We start from the raw sequence: 20,668 nt of genomic DNA on the forward strand, positions 1-20,668 counted from the left end.
CTCAGGGAACGGTGCGTTCGATGGCGGCAGCGCCATCGCGTTCGAGTTCCTCGCGGGCGCGCTCGATGTTGGCCGGGGTCGGGTCCCGGCCCTCGGCGACGGCCAGGTCCTCGGGGTCCCAGGGCTGGTCGGCGCCTGTCCGCACGACCGGTTCCTCGCCCGGTTGCAGGAACTCCGGGGTGTCGCGGTCGGCGCCGCCGCCCGTGATGAACGCGTCGACCGCGACATCGTCCTCGATGGCGTCGGCGACTTCGGGTGTTTCCTCCAGAGGCTGACGAATCTCGTCGCTCATGGTGTCCTCCCCACATCGGCTGACAGATCTTCTACCCCACCCTCGTCTCTTCTGACCCATTGTGTGGCAGGCATCCCGCACTCGGCGCTCCGGACGCGGAGCACCCAAAGGGACGATGTTGGCCTCCACCGGCCAAACTGAGCGCTAACTGGACAGGACCTGCGCGTTACGGATGGACGCTGAGTAGCGGGCCGAATACATTTTCGCTCTGACGTCCGTTCGCGAGGTCCGGCGGTGACTGCGCCCGAGCCTCCGCGGAGCGGCGTGGTGAGGGGGAAACGCATGACCGAGAGCCGGGGAGGACGGTCGTGACCAGCCTGTCCGATGCCGAACGGGACGCCTGTGACGTGCTGCAGGCCCTGGCCGGCCTGGCCGCGCTGCTGCGCCGCCCCGTCGAAAGCGAGCCGGGCCTGACCTCGGCCGACCTCGCGTCCGACGAGACCCGCCGCCTTCTGCTGGGCCTGGCCGAAGACGGCGGCCTGGCCGCCGCGCGCGTGCTGGCTTATCTGCGCAACCAGCGCGGGGCCGGTGACGGCGAGCTGGCCGCGGTCCCGATGCGGTTGGGCCCGTGGCGCGAGTGGGTTCCCCCGCGCGGCCACCTGTTCGGCCTGGCTCCGGTCCGCCCGGCCGCCAACGAGGTCCCGCAGCCTCGCCGCAGCGACCCGGGCGAGTGAATTTCCGTTCCGCCGGTTCCGGTATCTCAGCGGGGTGACCGCAGGGTTTCCGACGGCGACTCGCCGAACTGGCTGCGGTAGGCCGAGGCGAACCGGCCCAGATGGGCGAAGCCCCACCGGTGAGCGACGGCCGCGACCGTCAGCCGAACGGGGTCGGCCCGCCGCAGGTCCTCGTGCGCCCGGCCCAAGCGCACACGCTGCAGGTACGTCATGGGGGCGGTGCCCACATGCCGGCGGAAGCCCTCCTGCAGGGACCGGACGCTCATGTTCGCCACGCGGGCCAGTTCGGTCACCGTGAACGGACGCTCGGGTTCGGCCTGGATGGCGTCGACCACCCGGCGGATGGCTCGGGGTGGGCCGGCGGTGATCGGGCCGGTCAGCTCCTCGCGGTAGCGGTGAGGGACGCTCAGCAGCAGGCCGCTGAGCACCGTGCTGCGTAGCTGCTCGGCGATCAGCGGCTCGAAGAAGAGGCTGCCCTCGCGGGGTAGTTCCTCGCAGAGCAGCCGGACCAGCCGGCTCCAGCTGTATCCCGGGCCGGTGGAGAGGTCGACCTCCGGTGGAAGGAGCAGAGGTCCCTCGATCGGGTATCCCAGCAGTCCCGACAATTCCTCTTCCAGGGCCTTGCGCTCGACCTTCACCGCGACCTCGGCCGAGTTGGCCTCCCGGGACGTATAGACCGGACTGCCGGGGCCGAAGATGACTCCCGTCGGCGGGTCGGCGACGACCTCGTGGCCGGCGTGCCGGGCGTGCAGGCGGCCGACCGTGGGCATGGTGACGTGATAAGCGTCCAATTCGGCCACGAGCAGCGTCACGGCGCTGGCGAAGCTTAATTGTCCGACCGTAAGAGGTCCGAGTTGGATCACTCCGACGCCGAGCTGAAAGTCAGCCTTGTTCTCCGGCGTTCCCACCGCCACCGGGTAGTAGAAACGATTTAGCACAGAGCGCGCTTCATCGATATCCACCCCGCTGAAGTGGGCTATCTCCGGCATATCGGAGAGCAATTGGGCCGACCTCGGAGTGACGTCAACCATGCCGAAGTGAGTCCCGTCGCATACGGTGAGTATTCGACTTCGGGACGTCGATCGTCAACGTTGCCGCCACGCTCTGACCGTTCCAGCACATTCAGGCCATATGAACTACTCTGGCGTTCCGCGCCTACGTGGCGTAACTTGCAGACCAGCGGATTGTTGTAGAACGCGGTCGGAGAGCGGCGCCCGGGCGAGGCGTCCGACGCCATCCAGGTCATTACCGGCCGGCGGAGCGTCCTTCACGCGGAAGTCGGCGTCGGCCCGCTCGATGCCAGGAAGAGGGCAGCCGTGTATCTGCCGATCACCACGCGCCAGCTGGCTGATGGCACCGTCGAGATCGCACCCAGCGGTGAGATCGATCTCGACAACGCCCACGTGATGCGGGACGCCGTCAACGACGTGCTGACCAGCTCCACGCCGGGCAAGATCTGCCTCGATCTGCAGCGGGTCATGCTGATCGACAGCATCGGCATCGGCATCCTGGTGGCCTGCTTCCACACGGCCGCCGCCAGCGGCATCAAGCTCGTGGTGAGCCACCCCAGCCCCACGGTCTATCGCCAGCTCTGGGTGTCCGGCCTGGTAGGGCTGCTGGGCTGCGCCGAGCCGCCCTCGCCGCGCACATCGGTGGGCCTGCGCCCGTCCTGACCCCGCAACCGGGCCGCCCCCCGAGGGAGCGGCCCGGCGTGCCTGCGGTCGATCGGTGCCCGCGGTATCTCAGTGCAACGGGATTCCCGTCGCTGCCGCCTCCTCCTGCGCGCGCCGCTCGTCGCCGCTCAGGTTCGACAGCGGCTTCTCCTTGATGAACAGGACGGCGACGACCGTCAGCGCGGCGATCGGAGCGCCGATCAGGAACAGCTCCGCCGTCGCCGTGCCGTAGATGTCCTTCACGATTTCGAGCACCTGCGGGGGCAGCGCGCTCACGTCAGGCACCTCGGCGCCGCCGCCGGCCGCTGCCGCGCCGCCCAACCTCTCGGCGAAGCCCGAGGTCACCTTGCTGGCCAGGACGGCGCCCAGGGCGCTGACGCCGATCGCGCCACCCATGCTGCGGAAGAACGTCAGCGTCGAGGTGGCGGCGCCCAGCTCCGCCGCGGGCACGTCGTTCTGCGCGGCCAGCACCAGGTTCTGCATCAGCATGCCGACGCCGATGCCCAGCACCGCCATGTGCGCCGAGATGACCAGGACGCTGGTGGTCGCGCCGATCGTGCTCAGCAGCAGCATGCCGATCGTCATGATGATGGCCCCGGCGACCAGGTAGATCTTCCACTTGCCGGTCTTCGTGATAAGTGCTCCGGCAACGACCGAGGACACCAGCAGACCGAAAATCATCGGCAGGCTCATGAGGCCGGCGACCGTCGGGGACTTACCGAGCGCGACTTGGAAGTACTGCGACAGGAACACCGTGCCGCCGAACATGGCCACGCCGACCAGCACGCTGGCGATGATCGTCAGGGTCACGGTGCGGTTGCGGAAGATGCCGAGCGGGATGATCGGCTCCTCGGCGCGGGACTCGACCCACACCGCCAGCGCCAGCAGCACGACACCGCCGGCGACGAACGCCGCGGTCGCGCCGGACGCCCAGTCGAAGTGCTGCCCGGCCAGGGTCGACCAGATCAGCAGGGTGCTGACACCGGCCGTGATGAGGAAGGCGCCCAGCCAGTCGATCTTCACGCCGGGGCGTCGTACGGAAGGAAGGTGGAGGGTCTTCTGCAGCAGCGCGATCGCCGCGATCGAGAAGGGCACGCCGATGAAGAAGCACCAGCGCCAGCCCAGCCACGACGTGTCCACCATGACGCCGCCGATCAGCGGGCCGGCGATGGTCGCGACGCCGAAGACCGCACCGAACATGCCGGAGTAGCGGCCCATCTCGCGCGGCGGGATGATGGCCGCGAGCACGATGGTGGCCAGCGCGGTCATGCCGCCCGCGCCGATGCCCTGCACCACGCGGCTGACGATCAGCACGCCGACGTCGGGCGTGAAGCCGGCGATCAACGAGCCGGCCACGAACAGCAGCAGCGAGATCTGGATCAGCAGCTTCTTGTTGTACAGGTCGGCCAGCTTGCCCCAGAGCGGCACGGTGGCCGTCATCGCCAGCAGTTCGGTGGTGACGATCCAGGTGTAGACGGACTGGCTGCCGTCGAGGTCGGCGATGATCCGCGGCAGCGCGTTGGAGACGACGGTCGAGGCCAGGATCGCGACGAACATGCCGAGCATGAGGCCGGACAGCGCCTGGACGACCTCGCCGCGCGACATCCGGCCGCCGGAGATCCCGTCGGCCGCGGCGGCCCTGTCGGCCGCTTCCGCGGTGATCGGCACGCCGCCGAGCGTGACGGCGTCCTCGGCCACGGTGGCTTCCGCGCGGAGAGCCGGATCCGGTCGATCGGGCGGACTGGTGAGTGTCATCTCGTGACTTCCTCGTGAGTAGGCGCCAGGCCCTTCTCGAGAACCTCGAAGGTCTCCCGGACCAGGTCGTACAGGTTGTCGCCGGTGGTGGCCCACCGCATCATGGCGGTGCGGAAGGCGGCGCCGGTCAGGGTGGCGGCGAGTTGCGGGAACAGGTCGTCGGTGGACAGCCCGGTCCGGGCGGCAACGGCCACGACGGTTTCTTCCTCGGCGCACTCGCCCCGGGCGACCAGCAGCGGCAGCAGCGACGGGTTGCTCTTGATCACCCGGAGCCGGGTCAGCCAGAGGTCGCGTTCGCCCTGGATCTCGGCGATGTCCGCGCTCATGGCCTGGAGGATCGCCGGCACCAGCGGCACCCCGGCCGGCACCGCCAGCAGGCGGTCGTGCATCGACGGCCCGTGCGGCAGCGGCCCACCGAGCAGCGCGTCGTCCTTGGTGGCGAAGTAGTTGAAGAACGTGCGGGGCGAGACGTCGGCTGCCTCGCTGATGTCCTCGACCGTGACGTGCTCGAGGCCGCGCTCGTCGACCAGGCGCAGGGTCGCCGCCATCAGGGCCGCGCGCGTCTGCTGCTTCTTGCGATCGCGACGAGTCGGCGTCGCGGCTCCGGTTTCGGCCACACGGGCAGGCTAGCGTCAAAATTGCAGCGGCTGCAAACTTTTACCGACTGCAAGTGACGCGCGTAACCCGGGGTGCCACCGCCTCCCCTCCCACCCCGGGACGTGGCGCGACGCTACGCGGTTGTCAAGGGTGGAGGACGGAGTTGTCCACAGGGGGGCGCGATCAGGAGAGGCGCAGGAATTCGGTGCAGCGCGACCACAACAGGTCGGTGGCCAGGTGGTCGTGGTCGGGCAGGTCCTCGTCCATCCACAGATGGCCCACGGCTGGATAGCGGTAGACCTCGAAAATCGCGCCCGCCGCATCCATGGCGTCGGCCCAGCCGGTGATGGCGGGGGCCGGCACGAACTCGGGGTCGGGGTCGGCCACGTGCAGTTGAGCGCGCAGGCCGGGCGGGATCCGGGCGGCGGTGATCGCGGCGCCGGAGAGCAGCAGCAGGCCCGCGGTGTGCGGGCGCTCGGCCAGCAACTCGGCGGCCACGCCCGTACCCATGGAGAACCCGACCAGAACGGTGCGCGGTGGCATGTCCCGGAGCGTGGCCCGGGCCCGGCCGACGATCTCGGGCCAGCCCACCTTGTCGGCCAGCGCGGCCGCCTGCTCGAACGAATCCGCCGGCGGTAGCCCGTACAGATCGGGGGTCACGACGGTGTGGCCGGCCGCACGCAACCGCTCGGCCGCGCTGAGCACCGACGGCCGCAACCCGTAGAGGGAGTGGAAGATCGCGACCGACGCCATGCGTCAATGGTGCCGCAGGGCCGAGTCAGGCGGCCTGGCGACTGCTGATCTTCAGGAGCAGGCCCTCGGGCGTGCGGACGTGAAGCTGCTCGCCGTAGTCCCGGTCGGTGCCGACCTCGTCGACCGGGACGCCGGCCCGGTGCAACTGGGACTCGAGCTCGGCCAGCGGCATCGACGCGTCGAACGTCAGCTCGACCTTGTCCTCGCCGCGGTCGCGGTCGGGCGGCCGGGTGAGCAGGCCGATCTGGGTCGTGCCGAGCTGCATGAGCACCCAGTCGGTGTCCTCGCCGCCGTGGATGATCTCGCCGCCCAGGTGGCGGTAGAACGCGATGGACGCGGCCAGGTCGTCCACATGCAGCATCGGGCGCAGCAGCAGCCCCGGATCCGTCGACGTCGCCATGCCCGCTTCCTCCCTTTTGCCGGAATCTCTCGCGGAGGATCAACGATCAGTCGTTCAGCTGGGTGTGCTCGATCTCGGCGAGAGCCGCGGTGAGGATCTCGTGCGGCGGGCGGACGCCGAGCAGATGGGCCAGCAGCAGCGCGGCGTGGCGGGTCAGCTCGTCGGCCTTGGGCGGCTCGGTCTCGTCGTCCAGCACCCCGAGGGCGGCGGCCAGCAGGTAGAGGACGACCATGGGGTCGGTCGCCGGATGCCAGGGGGCGGCCGAGCGTACGCATTGCGCCAGCACCTCACGGACGGCGTCGCTGTCGAGACCGTCGGGGTGAGCCCGCTCGAGCAGCAGGCGGGTGGCTGTGCCGAGGATGAGACCGGTCTGGGCCGCGTCGAGCGTGGCCAGCGCGGCCGCCGCGGACTCGAAGGCCTCGCCGTCACGGGCCTGGGCCGCGACCACGGCCGTGGTGGCCGCGGCCGCGATCGGCCGGGCCGGCGCCGGCAGGCGCCGCCAGTTGTGATCCATGCCAGGACCCTAACGACCTGGCAGGGTGGGACCCATGCCGAGTCAACTCCAGAAAGCCATGGCCGCGCGGGTCGAGCGCGGCGATTTTCCCGGACTCGTGGCCCTGGTGGCCCGCGGCGACGACGTGTGGGTCGAGACGGCCGGCGTCACCGAGTTCGGCGGCGATGTGCCGATGCGCCGCGACACGCTGTTCCGCATCACCTCGATGACCAAGCCCGTGCTGGCCGCCGTCACGATGATGCTGGCCGAGGACGACGTGCTGGACCTGGAGGAGCCGGTCGCCCGGTTCCTGCCCGAGCTGGCCGGCCAGCAGGTGCTGGTCCGCCCGGACGCCCCGCTCGAGGCCACGGTCCCGCCCGAGCGCCCGGTCACCGTGGAGGATCTGCTGACCTTCACGCTCGGCTTCGGCATCGTGGTCGACCCCGAGGGCGAGTTCGACCCGCCGTACCCGATCGTGCAGGCCTGGCGCGATCTCGACCTGCGGCTGGCCGAACCCGAGCCGCGCACCGGGCTCGGCCCCGACGAGTGGATCCGGCGTTTCGGGTCGCTGCCGCTGATCCACCAGCCGGGGGAGCAGTGGATGTACAACGCCGGCACCCAGGTGCTCGGCGTGCTGCTGGCCCGGGCCTCCGGTCGGCCCCTCGGCGAGCTGCTGCAGGAGCGGCTGTTCGCACCCCTCGGCATGCGTGACACCGGCTTCTGGCAGCCCGCCGACCGGGTCGCCGGGCTGCCGGTCCACTACCAGACCGACAGCGCGACCGGCCGGTTGAGCCGTTCCGAGATCGAGCCGCTCGAGGTGTGGAGCGCCCCGCCGGCGTTCCCGAACGGGTCGGCCGGCCTGCTGTCGACGGCCGACGACTATCTGGCCTTCGCCCGCCTGCTGCTCGACGGCGGCGTCCACGGCGGCACCCGGCTGCTTTCCGAGAAGTCCGTGGCCGCGATGACCACCAACCACCTCACCGACGAGCAGATCGCCGGCGGCGGCTTCTTCCTCGACGGCCAGGGCTGGGGCTACGGGCTCGCCGTGACGGTGCGCGACGACGAGGTGGGCGGCCCCGGTCGCTACGGCTGGGCCGGCGGGTACGGCACCGACTGGTTCACCGACCCGCGGGAAGATTTGATCTTCATTGTGCTCAGCCAGGTCAGCGATCTGCTGTGGAACGGCGCGCTGCCCGAGTTCAGTAAGCTGGCCTACGGAACGGGGCGGGAGCGGCCAGGGGAGGCTCGATGACCAGTCTCGACGCGGTGACGGCGTGGGTCGCCAACTACCGCAAGGCGTGGGAGTCCAACGATCCGCGGCACATCGCCGGCCTCTTCGCCTCCGACGCCGCCTATTTCACCGAGCCGTACGCGAAACCGTGGCTCGGCCGGGACGCGATCGTCGCACAATGGTTGAAGATCAAGGATGATCCGGGCACCACGACCTTCGAGTGGCACCCGGTGCTGGTCACCGAGGACCTCGCGATCATCGAGGCGACGACGCATTATCCGGACGACACCTACAGCAATTTGTGGGTGCTCCGGCTCGACAATTCGGGTCAGGCGCGCCAATTCACCGAATGGTGGATGAAACATCCGCGCGACAAATGATCATTCGGTCGCGGCGACCGGGACGGTCAGGCGCGATTGTGCGCAGTGGACGGTGTGGTCCTGCGGCCACAACGTGTGGGCCTCGGCCGGGGCGCCCGGCGTGCCGAGATTGCGGGCGAACCGGGGGAACGAGCCACCCGACACCTGTAGGCGCAGGCGGTGCCCGGCCGCGAGGCGGTGGAAGCACGGGTCGAGTACGAGCGACAGGCGCTGCACCTCGCCTGCAGGCACAGCCGGATCGAGCCGCAGCATGCAGTCGGCGAAGTTCCGGGAGCGGCCGCGCTGGTCGACGTCGCAGAGCCGGGCGAACACGTCCGCGTGGGCCGGGTCGACGGCCACGGCCAGTTCGAGCGTGGGCGAGCCGTTGACGTCGACGGCGGTCGGCAGCGGGTCGGTCGTGAAGGTGAGGACGTCGGGGCGGGCCTCCAGCCGGCGGTTGTCCTTCACGCCCATCGAGCCGGTGAGCGTACGCCCGCCTACGGTCGGCGTCGGGTCGGCCGGGTCGTAGCGGAAGCTCAGGGTCTCGCCCGCCGGCGACTCGAGCGGGGGCACGACAGCCGGGGGAGTTGCCGGCTCGCCGGCCACGGGCGGGGGAGTGGCCGACAGGGTCAGCGTGCCGTCGGCGTGCAGTTGGAAGACGGCCGGGGCCGACGCGGGTGGCCAGGAGGTCAGTCCGTGCCAGCGGCGCTCGCCGGTGCGGAAGACGTGCACCGCGGAGCGGCGGGCCCGCGGGCCCTCGGCCAGGTGCTGGTCGAGCCAGGCCAGGCTCTCGCGGGCCACCGTCGCGGCGCCCTGCAGACCCAGGTGGAGATGGGTCCACGGGCCGACGGTCAGGCCCACCTCGACGTCGCGGGCGCGCAGGGCCTCGTACTGCTGAAGGGTTTGCTCGAGGAAGAGGTCCTGCCATCCGCCGATCAGCAGCACCGGCGTCTCGACCTTGCTCAGCGCGCCGCCCGCCCGGTACGGCTGCCACCAGGGATCGTCGCCGTCGGGGTGGGAGAGCCACTCGCGGTACCAGGGCGCACGGCCGCGCAGCACCGGGTCGGCCGCGTCCGGCAACGGCAACCCCTGCAGCGCGGGCCGGAGCCGCCGCGACGCCGAGATGCCGCTGGCCCCCCGGCGGAGCAGTCCGCCGTCCTCCTGATGGGCGATCATGTCGCTCCAGCCCAGGAAGTCGCCGACGGTGAACGCGCCGGTGCCGAAGACGGCCTCGCGGAAGTCGTGGGGAGCGACATAGACGACGGCTGCCCGCAGTTCCGGCGGCGGATCCTGCAGGAGCGCCCACTGGTTCCAGCCCAGGTACGACGCGCCCAGGGTGGCCAGCCGGCCGTCGAACCACGGCTGTTCCCGCAGCCAGGCGACCGTGTCCTGGCCGTCCGCGGCCTCCTGGGCCATCGGCTCGAAGCGGCCGCCCGAGCCGAACGTGCCGCGCACACTCTGGATGATCACGTGGTAGCCGCGCGCCGCGAACAGGCGGCCGTTCAGCGCCGACGAGGGAAAGCCGCGGCCGTACGGCGTACGGATCAGAACGGTCCCCCGGGGCCGGGCGGTGACCGGCGCGAAGTGGTCGCCCCGCAGCACCACGCCGTCGCGCATCGGCGTTCGCACCGCCGCCGTCACGTAGTCGTTCGCCGCCGGGCTCTGCCGCACCAGGCGGCCGAGCGTGGCATCCGCGATTCGCTGCCGGATCGAGTTCGCCATGACGCTCCTTGATCAATTAATGCGGGGCCCGGAAACCATAGGCGTAATGCGAAAGCGAGCGCTATTCGAGCCTTACTCGGATGTGCGATTTTCCGGCCGGAAGGGCAGACTGCCACGGTGGAGGTTCGGCAGGCTCTCGGCGGCCGCTACACATTGCTGAGCGAACTCGGCAGGGGTGGCATGGCCGTGGTGTGGCGCGCCCGCGACGAGGTGCTGGGTCGCCCGGTCGCGGTCAAGGTGCTGGCCGGCCGGTTCGCCGGCGACCCGCAGTCACGCGCCCGCATCCGCGACGAGGCCCGCTCGGCGGCGACCCTGTCGCATCCCAACATCGCGCAGGTCTACGACTACGGCGAGGCCGACCATCTTCCGTACGTGGTGATGGAGCTGGTCAACGGGCCGACGCTCCAGCAGCGGGTGTCGTCCGGGCCGCTGCCGCCGCGCACGATCTTCCGCATCTGCGGCGAGGTCGCGGCGGCGCTGGCCGCGGCCCACGAGCACGGCCTGGCCCACCGCGACATCAAGATGGCCAACATCATGGTCACGCCGACCGGTGTGAAGGTGGTCGACTTCGGCATCGCGGCCGCGGTGGGGCCCGCCGCTCCGGAGGACAGGCTGGTCGGCACCCCCGCCTACCTGGCCCCCGAGCGTCTCACCGGCGACGCGGTCGAGCCGGCCTCCGACATCTACGCGCTCGGTGTGCTGCTCTACCGGCTGCTCGCCCACGAGTCACCGTGGAGTGTCGAAAGCACGACCCAGATGCTCGAGGCCCACGTGTACGTCGAGCCGGTGCCACTGCCGCAGCTGCCGGGCGTGCCGGCCGCGGTCGCCGAGCTGGTCGACTGCTGCCTGCGAAAGGATCCCGCCACGCGACCGACCGCGACCGAGGTGGCGGCCACGCTGGGTGACGCGGCCGAGGCGGCGGCGGCCGATGTCGTACGCGAGGACGACGAACCCACCTCGGTCCGTGTGCCACGGCCCGCACCGCCCGCCGAGGCGCCGCGCTACCGGGCCCAGCCCACCGTCGTGGCGCGACCCAACGACCGTCCGATCGTGGCCGGCGCCCCGGCCACGCGAGGCAACCTGGGCGAGTCGTCCCGGTTCGAGCGGCCGCACAACTCGGTCTGGCCGGCCACCGCGCTCGACCGGCCGGCGCGCGGCTCACGCCGGCGGTTCGAAACGGGTCCGGCCGGTGGGCCCGCCGTCAGCCGGAAACAGCTGCTGGCGGGCGGGGCCGTCGCCGTCGTGGCCGCGGCCGGGCTGGTGATCTGGCTCGTCGTCGCCGGCTCCGAGACCGAGAAGCAGCAGCAGAACGCGGGCGCCCCGGTCCTCCCGGTCGTGCCCACCACCACGGTCAGCGCGCCGGTCCGGCCAACTGCGGGCGCGAGCGGGCCGGCCGGCGCTGCCCCCGCGGTCACCGGCGAGCCCGGTCGCGGCGTGATCGTGGGCAGCGGGCCGGTGCCGTCACGCGCACCCTCCGCGGCGCAGCCGGGTTCGCCCAACGTGAGCAGGCCGCCCTCGCCGAGCACGTCGGGTGAGCCGTCGTTGTCACCGTCGGCGGTGGCGCCGCCTGTGGGCAAGCGGCTCGAATCGCCCGGCGGGGCCGTCCGGGCCACCTGCGCCCAGGGCAAGGCCACGCTGACCGGGCCGGAGCCGGCCGACGGCTTCACGGCGCAGTTCATCGAGGCCGGCCCGGCCATCACCGCCCGGATCCTGTTCACCGGGGCCAAGGCGAAATACCGGATGGCCGTCACGTGCGTGGGAGAGACGCCGACCCCCGTGGTGCTGCCCCTCTGACGGTTGACGCCCGGTGGTCAGCCGCGCAGGGTCCGGCTCGGGGCCTCGCCGTACTCGGCGCGGTATTCGGCGGCGAACCGGCCCAGGTTGGCGAAACCCCAGCGCCGGGCCGACTCCTGCACGGTGACGCCGCCGGCCCGCAGCTCGCGGTGCACGCGTTCCAGGCGTACGCGTCGCAGGTACGCCATCGGGGTGACCTCGAGGTGGCGGCGGAACGCGCTCTGCAACGCACGGATGCCGACCCCGGCCGCGTCCGCGATCTCGCGGACGGTCAGCGGGCTCGCGGGATGCTCCTCGATGAACGCGGTGGCCCGCCGCAGCACGCCCGGGCCGACCTGACCGCTGTCCGGGCCGAAGTTTCCGATCATGGACGTGTTGGGGAACACCGAGATCGCTGTGGCGGCCACCAGCCGCAGCAGCTGGCTCGTCACCAACGGCGGCGGCTCGGCCCCGGGCGTGCTCAACTGTCGCCACACGAAGTCGGTGGTCTGCACCCACTGCCGGCGCGCGCTTTCCGACACCGGCGTCATCCCGGTGAACTCCAGCCTCTCGGCCGGGAGACCGGTTGCGGCCTCGGCCAGGTCCGCGGCGACCTCGACGGGCAGCCGGAGGAGGACGACCACAGCATCGTCGTACTCGCCGGTGATCGGCGTGCCGGGCGGGAAGAGCATGCCCTGCATGCGCGTCAACGACACGGTCTCGCCGCGCCTCTCGAGACAGGCGCCGCCCTCGGCGATGAAGCCGGACAGCAGGGACTGCATGGGCTCGGCCTCGGCCCGGTAACGCACCCCGCCGAACCGGATCAGCGAGCTGTCGATATCGCCGTACAGGCTTTCGTGGAAACGCAGATCAACCGCGTCCGGGTCGTCGAACGACACACGGGCCCGGTGCCGGGCCAGGCGGGTGATGGCTTCGGCGGCGACGTTGCGATCGCGGGTCCGCACGTCGAACCGTTCCGGCTTTGCTGTGAGTGCCATGGGTTCCCCTTCGCGGCCGCGGGGGCGGGACGCCTACCCAAGAATGCCTACGGTGTAACGCTCCGCACGGCAAGTCGGCACGCTGCGTGTCGGTCCCTGGTGTGTCGCTGCGATCCAGGGCACGCTTCGGTTACCGCCACCAAGGGCTGGGGTAGGACAGGCTCGGGCACGAGCCCGGAGGGAAGGGGAAGCGAAATGGCTAGCGAAGATGTGAACACCGAGGCGGCCGAGGGTCAGCGCGACCGCCGGTTCCACGGCGGCGCCCCCGCACACCTCGACGACGACGAGCTGGCTCGCCGCGCCGACGAGGAGCGGGCCGACGCCGGGGTCACCGACTACAACCCGGGCGACGTCCCCGCCGCCACCGACGACCCGGTGCCGTTCGACCCGCAGGCCGACAACGACGAGCAGGACATCGAAAGTGTCACCGCCCGTCAGGAGGCGGAAGGGGAGACCACCCCGCTCAGCGCGGACAACCCGTTCCCGCCTACGCGCTACGCCGAGTCATGAGGTCGTTCATCCAGCCGTAGTCCAGCGCGTCCGCCACGGCGGCGTATGTGCCCGAGGTCAGCGCCTCCTGGGTGGCGCGCCGGACCATCGCGTACGCCGCCTGGGCGACCACCGAGCCCAGGCTCACCCGGGCCACGCCCAGCGCCGCCAGCTCGGCGACGCTCGGGCCGGCCGACGATCCGATCAGGACGTTCAGCGGCGCCGGAATCCGCACCAGTTCGCGGATGACGGCGGGATCGACCACCCCCGGGACGAAGATGCCGTCGGCCCCCGCTTCGACGAAGGCCTCGGCCCGGCTCATCACCTCGGCCACGTCGCCCCGGCCTCGCAGGTAGGCGTCGAGCCGCGCGTTGATGAACAGGCTCGTGCCACCGGCGGCCCGGGCCGCGGTCAGCCGGGCGCACTGCTCGTCGGCGTCCCGGTCACCGTCCTCGATGTTGACGCCGGTCGCCCCGGCCGCGACCACGGCTCGTACGGTTTCCGCCACATCATCCGGTGCTTTTCCGAAGCCCGACTCGATGTCGGCCGTCACCGGCACCGATACCGCGCCCACAACCCGCCGCACCAGCGCGACCGCGTCGTCCCGCCCCAGCGCATCCCCGTCCGGCGCGCCCAGGCTCCAGGCGACACCGGCACTGGTCGTAGCGACCGCCTTCGAGCCGGCCTGTTCCGCGATCCGGGCGCTGGCCGCGTCCCAGGCGTTGACCAGCACGAGCGGCTTCCCCGGAACGTGCAGTGAGCGAAAGATGTTGTCCACGCGACCAGTCTTCGCCCGGCGGCCCGGAATCCGTAGGGTTTGAGCCACAGCTGAATCCACGGAGCCGCCCCATGGTCTCGATCGCCCTGTCGGCCCCCGCCGCCACCCGCATCCGCTTCGCGGTCTCGTGCCTGTGGGAGGTGCTGGCCGCCGTACGCATCCTGCGCGCACCCGGCGTGCCCGCGCTCTACCGCGACTGGGCCGACCGGGCGCACCTGCCGGCCGACAGCCTGCTCGCCGCCTTGGTGGCACCGCCCGGCGGCTACACCCCCGACTTCCTGACCCCACCGCCCACCGGCCTGGCCGCCGACCTGCCCACGGAACTGGCGACCCTGCGCGCCACCCCACCCGAGGTGGTCCGCGCCCACCTGGACCTGATGCCCGTCCCCGTGGCCGGCCTCTACGCTGACCCGAGCGCCGGCCTGTCCCGCCTGTCCGGCGAGATCGAGGCGTTCTGGCACACCGCGGTGGCACCCACCTGGCCGAGAATGAAAGCGTTGCTGGACGCCGAGGTCCATCACCGCGCCCGCCGCCTGGCCGAGGAGGGCACCGCAGGCGTCCTGGCCGACCTGCATCCCCAGGTCACCTGGCACAACGGCACCCTGCACATCAACCAGCCCCACTGTGCGGCCGCCGACGTCCCCACCGGCTCCGGCCTGATTCTGATCCCCTCGGTCTTCGTCTGGCCCACAGTCCTGAGCGTCTCCGCCGGCCCCGTCCCGCAGCTGGCCTACCCCGCGCGCGCCGCAGCCACGGTGTGGGAGCCCCCACCCACCGTCCCCGACGCCCTGACGGCCCTCATCGGCCGCAGCCGGGCCCGGATGCTGATGGAGCTGGCCGCCCCACTCTCCACAACGGACCTGTCCCACCGAACGGGCATAACCCCCGGCGGCGTCTCCCAGCACTTGACCACTCTGCGAGCAGCCGGCCTGGTGACAACCCACCGCCAGGGACGTTCCCTGCTCAACACCCGAACCCCTACCGCCGAGGCCCTCCTGACAGCAGCCGGCAATCTCCCGCCGCCGCAGCCGGTTCGACCCGAAGCTCATTTTCGACCCGATGCTCACTGAGGTGTCTGCTGTGGCGGCGGTGTGGCCGGCAACCTCGCCGGCGGGTTGTCAGCCGGTGGGCGTCTCTACGCCGAAGCCCGCCGTTTGTCGCAGCTCACGAACGAGGTCAGACCGCTGGCTTTCGCCTGGCGCCTGCGAGTCTGCAGAGCCGCGCACTCGAGCCCACCGTCTGAGCATTCCCCACCGGCGTCGCAGCATGCTTCACCGAGTCGCACGGAACGTTTGTCGATAGTCGCGCGGCGGCACGCCTCGACGCTGGACGAACTGGTCGCGCAGGGCGGCGGCGCTGGTGTAGCCGACGCGATGGGCGATGTGCTCGACGGATAGCTCGGTGGTCTCGAGGAGCTCCTCGGCCTGGTACAGGCGCTGAGTGGTCAGCCAGGCGTGCGGTGACGCCCCGGTTGCCCGTCGGAACCGGCGCAGGAACGTACGGCGGCTGGTCATTGCCCGGGTGGCGAGCTCGTCCACCGAAAGGCGCCGGTGAAGATTCTGTCGAGCCCAGCTCAGCACCTCGTCGATCCGGTCGTCCCCGCTGCCGGAGGTTGCTGGGGTGTCAAGATATTGTGCCTGCCCGCCGGCTCGATGCGGCGGTGTCACCAGGTTTCGGGCGATGCGGTTGGCGACTGTAGCGCCGTGGTGCGTCCGCAGCAGGTGCAGGCTGAGGTCGAACCCAGCGGTGGCGCCGGCCCCGGTGGAGACCTGGCCATGGTCTATGTACAGCGCGTCGCGGCGCACCGTGACCTCTGGGTAGGTGGCGGCCATCTCGCCGGCGTACTGCCAGTGAGTGGTTGCCTCCAATCCATCGAGGAGGCCGGCGGCGGCCAGCAGAAACGACCCCACACAGTGGCCGGCCACGATCGCCCCGCGCCGGTGGGCGGCCCGCAGCGCGTCCAACAGGTCGTCGTCCTGGTCGTGGCGGAACCCGGTGCCCGGCAACACCATGATCAGCTCGGCGCCGGCGAATGCGTCCAAGCCGCGCTCGATCTGCAGGGGCACGCCGCTGTCGGTGTGCAGGATCCCGGAGCGGCGCGCGCAGATCGTGAGATCGAAGACCGGCAGACCGGGACGGAGGTCGAAGACGCCGTTCGCGGCGAAGACTCCGGTCACCACGCCGAGGCCGAGGCCTGTCACACCGGGCGGTGCGTAGGCGACAACACGGCTGAAAACATTCACCATCGTATATTGGCACGAAACCCGCGATAGATGGCGTTCGGGCCACTTTCTTGCTGAGCGCACAGGCGTCAGGCTCGGTAACGCCCTTGCCGATGGCAGGGGACCGCGATCCTCGACGGGGATGGGTCGATGCACACGTGGACGCCGCTTCAGCGCGCCGGCCCTGATGCTTACCGATCGGCAGTCGATGATCGACGGTTCACCGCCACTCCTGAAAGGAGCGCGCATCGCAATGCGGAAAAAGCGTTCACGTTCGCGCCGCGACGGCGACCGTCATAGCAAAGGACTCTGAATGACTTTCAAGAATCTCGCCGTCTGGGTGGCGGCCACGAGCATCGTTGCTCTCGGACTACCCCTGGTGACGGCCAGTCCGGCTTCGGCGGCTCCCGGCTCGTGGCGCGCGTACGGCAGTGACAATCCGACCAGCACCGGCACATCCTCGTGGCGGTGCGCCAACGATTCTCGATCAATCGCCACCGATGTCATCGCCCAGGTCTGCGCGGTCAGGGGGTCCGGGAACGCGGTACAGGGGGCGGTGATCGTCCAGAACCGCCGCTCAACCTACTTCTCCGCCGACGCCATGTTGGATTTGTGGAGAACCAACTCGAACGTATGGCACGGTTCATGGTCATGCTCGAGCTCGTCGGTCGCCCCGCGTTCGTTCTCGGTCTGCTTCGGGAAAACCGTAGAGGACGGGAACAGGGTGCAGGTATCGCCCGCCTACGCCAACAACATGACATTACCTACCAGGGACGCCTTCCACTGAGTTTCGCCGCATCGGTCAGGTAGTTGGCAGATGGCAACCGTAAGAACCGGCAGCTGGCACAGAGCGTTGTCTCGGGGGAGTGCCGTCGAACCAGGTTGCTGAAAGCCGGCCGGTCGATCGAGATTCTGTTGCGGATTCACACGAAGTGCCTCGACGACGAGAATGTCACCATGCGGCGGAGGGGTCGAAGACGCAATCGGTCTGGCCGGTGGCGCCCCAGACTGTCTCGGGAGGCTCGGCCGGACCGCGGCCGTGAACCTGGCCGCGCGTCTGCCGCGGACGGTCGTAGAGGGCTGGTCACGGCTGGACGTACAAGTAAGGCCGCTGGCCCGCTAATGCGGGTCAGCGGCCTGAAAGTGCTGGTGTCGATCGGTGCCCCCCGGCAGGATTCGAACCTGCGCTTTCGCCTCCGGAGGGCGACGCTGAAGACTAACGGGTTGAGTCCCTGAACTGGGACAACGTCGTGTCGGATCAGAGCAAGCCCTCTCTCTCGGTACGTATTCGGCAAGGACATACGCGAGGCGAGAGTCGACTCCGACGGGGTAGCTGTTCGGACTGTAGATACTCCGCCCGTTCGGTCCCCCGCCCCGGCGACCCGGCTTGCCGATCTCAAAGACCGTCTTGACGCGGCGGTAGCCCGCTCCTGCGGGTAGACAGGTAGACGGTGATTGGACGTCATGTTCCCATCAGTCCGGCGCTGGTCCTGATTGTGCGGTCCGCTTGCGCCTCGCAGTGGGCGGTATCCACACCGATCTAGCCGCCTTCGAATCGAGGACGCGGATCCTGAATGGCCGTTGAACATCAACCCGTACACTAGCCTGAATATCATCAACAGTCATTTGATTCGCTGGGGGAGTGTTGCGCCCGCGATTCCAATGCCGGATGGTCTTTTCAGCCGAAGATAGATCCATACGCCGAATATCGCAGGTGGGCAATGCGGGGTTTCCGTTCTCGTCCAATACCTCCCCAATTTCTGCGAAATGCGAGACGTCAATTGCGTATAGTCGGTCGCTTTCAGTGGTGCGCCAGCCAATAGCCGGGATGCCGAGGATCTCGCCCACGAAAAAATCGTTAATTTTGCCCCCTTCGTGTTCCCGCTGCCAGCGTGGGGGAAGCCCTAGCTTCGATAATACTTGATGATCAGAGGGAAGCACGATTAATGACGGACTGTAACCATCGTCCTTGAGTTTCTGCAGGGTCTGTTCAAGTCTAGAGGAAATTGGGCCCTTGCCTGTCAGTTTGGGCGAGTTCTTTTCAATCGCTTTAATCAAGGCCTCAAGCTCACCGAAGGCCAAACCCCGACCGTACTCCCTAGCGTGATGGTCTAGGCCCACGAAATTGGTTGGATTGACAAAAAGACCTTTGGGCTCGAGTTTTGGGGGGAAGCCAAGTCGCTTACCCTGTAGCGACTCCAAGTCGATTGGCGTTATGGGTGTGTCGCACAGTTCCAAAAGCGACGGCACAAGTCGAGTTTCCTTCCAGGCTTCTATCACAAAGGCGCGGAATTCATCAACCTTTGCAGGGTCTAAGGCCTGTGCAATAAGCGATTCTCGCTCCAAGTCGACTTGTCGACGTCGGGCTTCATCTAATTCCTGGAGGATTGCAGATGCAGATGACTGGGCCGAGTTTGCATCGAGCCCAATCTGTTCCAGTAATGACTGGGTTGCCAACTCTTCGACCAGATATTTGACGCGGTCTATTCTCGCTTGAGTCATCCATCCGGACGGCGGAATGCGGCTAGGGCTGCCATTCGTGAAGAGGAGTAACGCGATCGCTCGCAGGAGTGGACCTTCGTCGTCAATGAAATGGGCCTCACCAGAGGGCAGGGCGGACATCACCCAATCCGAAAGCGGACCCTTATCTCTCTCGAATGCGAGTTCGACGGCGGTTTGAACGAGATTTAGGTCATTGAGTGACCGTGCGAGGTTCACTAGGACGCGCTGGACCTCATCGCCCAGGGGCTGTTGGAGTGAGATATGCAGTCCCCACCCCAGTAAGGACATTCTCAATGTCGCCCTTAGGCTGATCAACTCTTCCCGCATCTCGTTTACTTCGATTGCTTGACGTGCCTGCGCTTCTGTCATGCCTGATGACTGCTGAAGATCCGGGTGTTTTAAGATCTGACGCGCAAGTATGTCGTCTGACTCGGGCCTCCAGTATCGCAACAGCTGCATGAACTCGCGATCAATCTCCTCGAAAAGCTTCACTTGCCCATTTTCAAGCAACCACCTAAGTGACTCAGTGATGCTTTTGAACAGAACTTTCGTCGCATCGCTTGCCTGCCGGCGTTCTTGGACAGTGCGGCCAGAATCTTGGAGGCGCGGGATAGCGCTGAACCGACATAGCTCAAGCTGATATCTGCAGGCGAGTGAATTGACCAGCTCAGCAAGTTCAGCGCGCCCCTCCCTCGGAAAGCGCAGCGCGGACCTAGCAAGGCCTACTGCGCCGTTTAGGACGTCAGGAGCGTCCAGCTCGATTGCTTCGCTGCCTACCTGGTAAGAAACTCCGAGTAGAGACGTTGAATGATCACGCAGTCCTTTCTCGATCGAGACGTCGAGCAGCGCCCATAGATCTTTTCGCAGAGCGTCCATTGGAGTCAGTGTGAAAAACCGAAATTGATTGAGGAAGTCTCCCGCTAAACGTTGTCCGTAAGCCGCCCACGCCCGTGGGAGGGCTAGCCAAAGTTCCGTATACGTATCGGCTACCGCCGTTACACCCGAGCTTGACTCGGACCTTACGGCCTCGAGGCCTTCCTCCTTTATCTGAGCAAGCAGATTTGCCAGACGATCGTCCCGCCTTCTGGGGGTTAGTGCGAATATCGTTCGTTGCCGACCCGTGGATCGCGAGATCTTTCCAGCTAGTAATGGCGTATCGGCGTTGACGCGATCTCCTATGGTGGCAAGCACCCGGAGACTTTCGGCGGAACGAGATTTAGACAACAGCCGGGTAAGGTTGATGTCGAAAATTGATCCGGCTCCTACGGCTTTTTCGAGGGTTATGCCGACGTCGCCATGGAATACGGTTCGAACTTCGATTGAGTGAGTTTTCGAAACCTCGTGAAGGCGATTTAGTGCGATGCGTTCGATAGCTTCTTCGCGAACTAAGCCATCCACTGTTCGCCGAACTTCGCTCAACCTCTGTGTCCGCAACCACCCTGCATCAACAATCTTCATGGCTCGGGAGACGAGGAATGGCACTGCTGCAATGCCCATTACGGAGACGGCGGCAACCAAGTGGGTAGCTGTAGCGGGTGGCTTATCCGAAGACCACAGGAGGACTACAGGAATGGATGCCAGTCCGGCGCCGCCAAGCATCAGATACTGAGCCATGCCCGAGCGGCCGGCGTATTCCCAGATCGGTATTCCAGGTCGGGACCTTGTTAGGCCCTCAAATGCGAACAGCACTACCGCTGTTACAAGCGCGAGGATAGACCCCTCAACTTGCCAGAGTAGTCCGAGAATATTTCTAGCGTCTCCACTGCTTTGGAATACTTTGAGGCCGGTGTGGCCTCTCGAAAACCAGGATGTGCGAGTCTCTGCGGTAGCGATTGCGAGGACAATAAGGGGGATAAATAGTGGAAGGAAGTAAGGAAGTGACAATGCTTCCCATGACTTTGAAAAAAGTTTGTACTGCCTAGTCTTTATGCCCGCCTCGCGCTGCACGGCTTGAAGG

20 protein-coding genes are annotated in these 20,668 nt (G+C 68.2%); 8 read left to right on the forward strand and 12 right to left on the reverse strand.

The annotated features are described in order from the left end of the window. Position 1: 1 nt before the first annotated feature. Positions 2-292 carry a hypothetical protein gene (locus KXC43_RS10555; protein ID WP_221375805.1) on the reverse strand — a complete coding sequence of 97 codons (291 nt, stop codon included), beginning with the start codon at positions 290-292 and terminating at the stop codon, positions 2-4. Between the two features lie 308 nt (positions 293-600). Here KXC43_RS10555 and KXC43_RS10560 point away from each other — a divergent pair, with 308 nt between their 5' ends. Beyond that, entirely contained in the window at positions 601-966 is a 366-nt protein-coding gene (locus KXC43_RS10560) for a hypothetical protein (protein ID WP_308129033.1), read from the forward strand. 26 nt (positions 967-992) lie between these two features. Here the strand turns inward: KXC43_RS10560 and KXC43_RS10565 are convergent, their stop codons facing one another. Next, positions 993-1,997 carry an AraC family transcriptional regulator gene (locus KXC43_RS10565; protein WP_221375806.1) on the reverse strand — a complete coding sequence of 335 codons (1,005 nt, stop codon included), beginning with the start codon at positions 1,995-1,997 and terminating at the stop codon, positions 993-995. A 285-nt stretch (positions 1,998-2,282) separates the two neighbouring features. Here KXC43_RS10565 and KXC43_RS10570 point away from each other — a divergent pair, with 285 nt between their 5' ends. Beyond that, positions 2,283-2,639: an STAS domain-containing protein gene (locus tag KXC43_RS10570; RefSeq protein ID WP_127497678.1), complete on the forward strand. Its 357-nt coding sequence runs from the start codon at positions 2,283-2,285 to the stop codon at positions 2,637-2,639. Between the two features lie 69 nt (positions 2,640-2,708). Here the strand turns inward: KXC43_RS10570 and KXC43_RS10575 are convergent, their stop codons facing one another. The 5 genes from KXC43_RS10575 to KXC43_RS10595 all read right to left on the reverse strand — a co-directional run bounded on the left by KXC43_RS10575 (position 2,709) and on the right by KXC43_RS10595 (position 6,658). Beyond that, entirely contained in the window at positions 2,709-4,394 is a 1,686-nt protein-coding gene (locus KXC43_RS10575) for an MDR family MFS transporter (RefSeq protein WP_255643819.1), read from the reverse strand. Then, complete coding sequence (locus KXC43_RS10580; protein ID WP_308129034.1) at positions 4,391-5,011, reverse strand: TetR/AcrR family transcriptional regulator; 621 nt, start codon at positions 5,009-5,011, stop codon at positions 4,391-4,393. The genes KXC43_RS10575 and KXC43_RS10580 overlap by 4 nt, the downstream gene beginning before the upstream one ends. A 163-nt stretch (positions 5,012-5,174) precedes the next feature. Then, positions 5,175-5,744, reverse strand: coding sequence for a dienelactone hydrolase family protein (locus KXC43_RS10585; RefSeq protein WP_221375807.1), 570 nt, complete (start codon positions 5,742-5,744; stop codon positions 5,175-5,177). Between the two features lie 25 nt (positions 5,745-5,769). Then, positions 5,770-6,144, reverse strand: a complete 375-nt coding sequence (locus KXC43_RS10590) for a VOC family protein (protein ID WP_221375808.1) — start codon at positions 6,142-6,144, stop codon at positions 5,770-5,772. Between the two features lie 46 nt (positions 6,145-6,190). Further along, on the reverse strand, positions 6,191-6,658 hold the full coding sequence (locus KXC43_RS10595; RefSeq protein WP_221375809.1) for a hypothetical protein: 468 nt from the start codon (positions 6,656-6,658) through the stop codon (positions 6,191-6,193). 34 nt (positions 6,659-6,692) lie between these two features. On the opposite strand from KXC43_RS10595, the gene KXC43_RS10600 reads away from it, so the two are divergent. Then, the gene (locus tag KXC43_RS10600) at positions 6,693-7,889 is read left to right on the forward strand and encodes a serine hydrolase domain-containing protein (RefSeq protein WP_221375810.1); all 1,197 of its coding nucleotides are present in this window, start codon (positions 6,693-6,695) and stop codon (positions 7,887-7,889) included. Next, positions 7,886-8,248 carry a YybH family protein gene (locus KXC43_RS10605; RefSeq protein WP_221375811.1) on the forward strand — a complete coding sequence of 121 codons (363 nt, stop codon included), beginning with the start codon at positions 7,886-7,888 and terminating at the stop codon, positions 8,246-8,248. The genes KXC43_RS10600 and KXC43_RS10605 overlap by 4 nt, the downstream gene beginning before the upstream one ends. On the opposite strand, the gene KXC43_RS10610 is transcribed toward KXC43_RS10605, so the two are convergent. After that, positions 8,249-9,949, reverse strand: coding sequence for a CocE/NonD family hydrolase (locus KXC43_RS10610; protein ID WP_221375812.1), 1,701 nt, complete (start codon positions 9,947-9,949; stop codon positions 8,249-8,251). A gap of 117 nt (positions 9,950-10,066) precedes the next feature. Between KXC43_RS10610 and KXC43_RS10615 the strand changes: the two genes are divergently transcribed. Continuing rightward, positions 10,067-11,743 carry a serine/threonine-protein kinase gene (locus KXC43_RS10615; RefSeq protein ID WP_221375813.1) on the forward strand — a complete coding sequence of 559 codons (1,677 nt, stop codon included), beginning with the start codon at positions 10,067-10,069 and terminating at the stop codon, positions 11,741-11,743. A gap of 17 nt (positions 11,744-11,760) precedes the next feature. On the opposite strand, the gene KXC43_RS10620 is transcribed toward KXC43_RS10615, so the two are convergent. Beyond that, positions 11,761-12,720 (reverse strand): AraC family transcriptional regulator, encoded by a 960-nt coding sequence (locus KXC43_RS10620; protein ID WP_221375814.1) that lies wholly within the window; start codon positions 12,718-12,720, stop codon positions 11,761-11,763. 195 nt (positions 12,721-12,915) lie between these two features. Between KXC43_RS10620 and KXC43_RS10625 the strand changes: the two genes are divergently transcribed. Continuing rightward, the gene (locus KXC43_RS10625) at positions 12,916-13,230 is read left to right on the forward strand and encodes a hypothetical protein (RefSeq protein WP_221375815.1); all 315 of its coding nucleotides are present in this window, start codon (positions 12,916-12,918) and stop codon (positions 13,228-13,230) included. Here KXC43_RS10625 and KXC43_RS10630 read toward each other — a convergent pair. Then, positions 13,208-13,987, reverse strand: coding sequence for an isocitrate lyase/PEP mutase family protein (locus KXC43_RS10630; RefSeq protein WP_221375816.1), 780 nt, complete (start codon positions 13,985-13,987; stop codon positions 13,208-13,210). The genes KXC43_RS10625 and KXC43_RS10630 overlap by 23 nt on opposite strands. A 71-nt stretch (positions 13,988-14,058) precedes the next feature. Here KXC43_RS10630 and KXC43_RS10635 point away from each other — a divergent pair, with 71 nt between their 5' ends. Continuing rightward, entirely contained in the window at positions 14,059-15,057 is a 999-nt protein-coding gene (locus KXC43_RS10635; RefSeq protein ID WP_221375817.1) for an ArsR/SmtB family transcription factor, read from the forward strand. A gap of 201 nt (positions 15,058-15,258) precedes the next feature. Here KXC43_RS10635 and KXC43_RS10640 read toward each other — a convergent pair whose 3' ends face one another. Further along, positions 15,259-16,233: a GlxA family transcriptional regulator gene (locus tag KXC43_RS10640; protein WP_221375818.1), complete on the reverse strand. Its 975-nt coding sequence runs from the start codon at positions 16,231-16,233 to the stop codon at positions 15,259-15,261. 289 nt (positions 16,234-16,522) lie between these two features. Here KXC43_RS10640 and KXC43_RS10645 point away from each other — a divergent pair, with 289 nt between their 5' ends. Then, entirely contained in the window at positions 16,523-16,996 is a 474-nt protein-coding gene (locus tag KXC43_RS10645; RefSeq protein ID WP_221375819.1) for a hypothetical protein, read from the forward strand. A 686-nt stretch (positions 16,997-17,682) separates the two neighbouring features. Here KXC43_RS10645 and KXC43_RS10650 read toward each other — a convergent pair. Next, a complete protein-coding gene (locus KXC43_RS10650; RefSeq protein ID WP_221375820.1) occupies positions 17,683-20,325 on the reverse strand; it encodes a hypothetical protein in 2,643 nt (880 codons plus the stop codon). Between the last annotated feature and the right edge of the window lie 343 nt (positions 20,326-20,668).

This window comes from Paractinoplanes polyasparticus (assembly GCF_019710575.1).
GTDB lineage: Bacteria > Actinomycetota > Actinomycetes > Mycobacteriales > Micromonosporaceae > Actinoplanes > Actinoplanes polyasparticus.

What these genes read in the sequence shown, in the direction of transcription:
- KXC43_RS10640 (WP_221375818.1), bottom strand. Translation starts at nt 16,233, where the DNA reads ATGGTGAATGTTTTCAGCCGTGTTGTCGCCTACGCACCGCCCGGTGTG.
- KXC43_RS10605 (WP_221375811.1), top strand. Translation starts at nt 7,886, where the DNA reads ATGACCAGTCTCGACGCGGTGACGGCGTGGGTCGCCAACTACCGCAAG.
- KXC43_RS10585 (WP_221375807.1), bottom strand. Translation starts at nt 5,744, where the DNA reads ATGGCGTCGGTCGCGATCTTCCACTCCCTCTACGGGTTGCGGCCGTCG.
- KXC43_RS10610 (WP_221375812.1), bottom strand. Translation starts at nt 9,949, where the DNA reads ATGGCGAACTCGATCCGGCAGCGAATCGCGGATGCCACGCTCGGCCGC.
- KXC43_RS10620 (WP_221375814.1), bottom strand. Translation starts at nt 12,720, where the DNA reads ATGGCACTCACAGCAAAGCCGGAACGGTTCGACGTGCGGACCCGCGAT.
- KXC43_RS10635 (WP_221375817.1), top strand. Translation starts at nt 14,059, where the DNA reads ATGGTCTCGATCGCCCTGTCGGCCCCCGCCGCCACCCGCATCCGCTTC.
- KXC43_RS10595 (WP_221375809.1), bottom strand. Translation starts at nt 6,658, where the DNA reads ATGGATCACAACTGGCGGCGCCTGCCGGCGCCGGCCCGGCCGATCGCG.
- KXC43_RS10555 (WP_221375805.1), bottom strand. Translation starts at nt 292, where the DNA reads ATGAGCGACGAGATTCGTCAGCCTCTGGAGGAAACACCCGAAGTCGCC.
- KXC43_RS10600 (WP_221375810.1), top strand. Translation starts at nt 6,693, where the DNA reads ATGCCGAGTCAACTCCAGAAAGCCATGGCCGCGCGGGTCGAGCGCGGC.
- KXC43_RS10650 (WP_221375820.1), bottom strand. Translation starts at nt 20,325, where the DNA reads ATGGCTCAGTATCTGATGCTTGGCGGCGCCGGACTGGCATCCATTCCT.
- KXC43_RS10625 (WP_221375815.1), top strand. Translation starts at nt 12,916, where the DNA reads ATGGCTAGCGAAGATGTGAACACCGAGGCGGCCGAGGGTCAGCGCGAC.
- KXC43_RS10645 (WP_221375819.1), top strand. Translation starts at nt 16,523, where the DNA reads ATGACTTTCAAGAATCTCGCCGTCTGGGTGGCGGCCACGAGCATCGTT.
- KXC43_RS10565 (WP_221375806.1), bottom strand. Translation starts at nt 1,997, where the DNA reads ATGGTTGACGTCACTCCGAGGTCGGCCCAATTGCTCTCCGATATGCCG.
- KXC43_RS10590 (WP_221375808.1), bottom strand. Translation starts at nt 6,144, where the DNA reads ATGGCGACGTCGACGGATCCGGGGCTGCTGCTGCGCCCGATGCTGCAT.
- KXC43_RS10575 (WP_255643819.1), bottom strand. Translation starts at nt 4,394, where the DNA reads ATGACACTCACCAGTCCGCCCGATCGACCGGATCCGGCTCTCCGCGCG.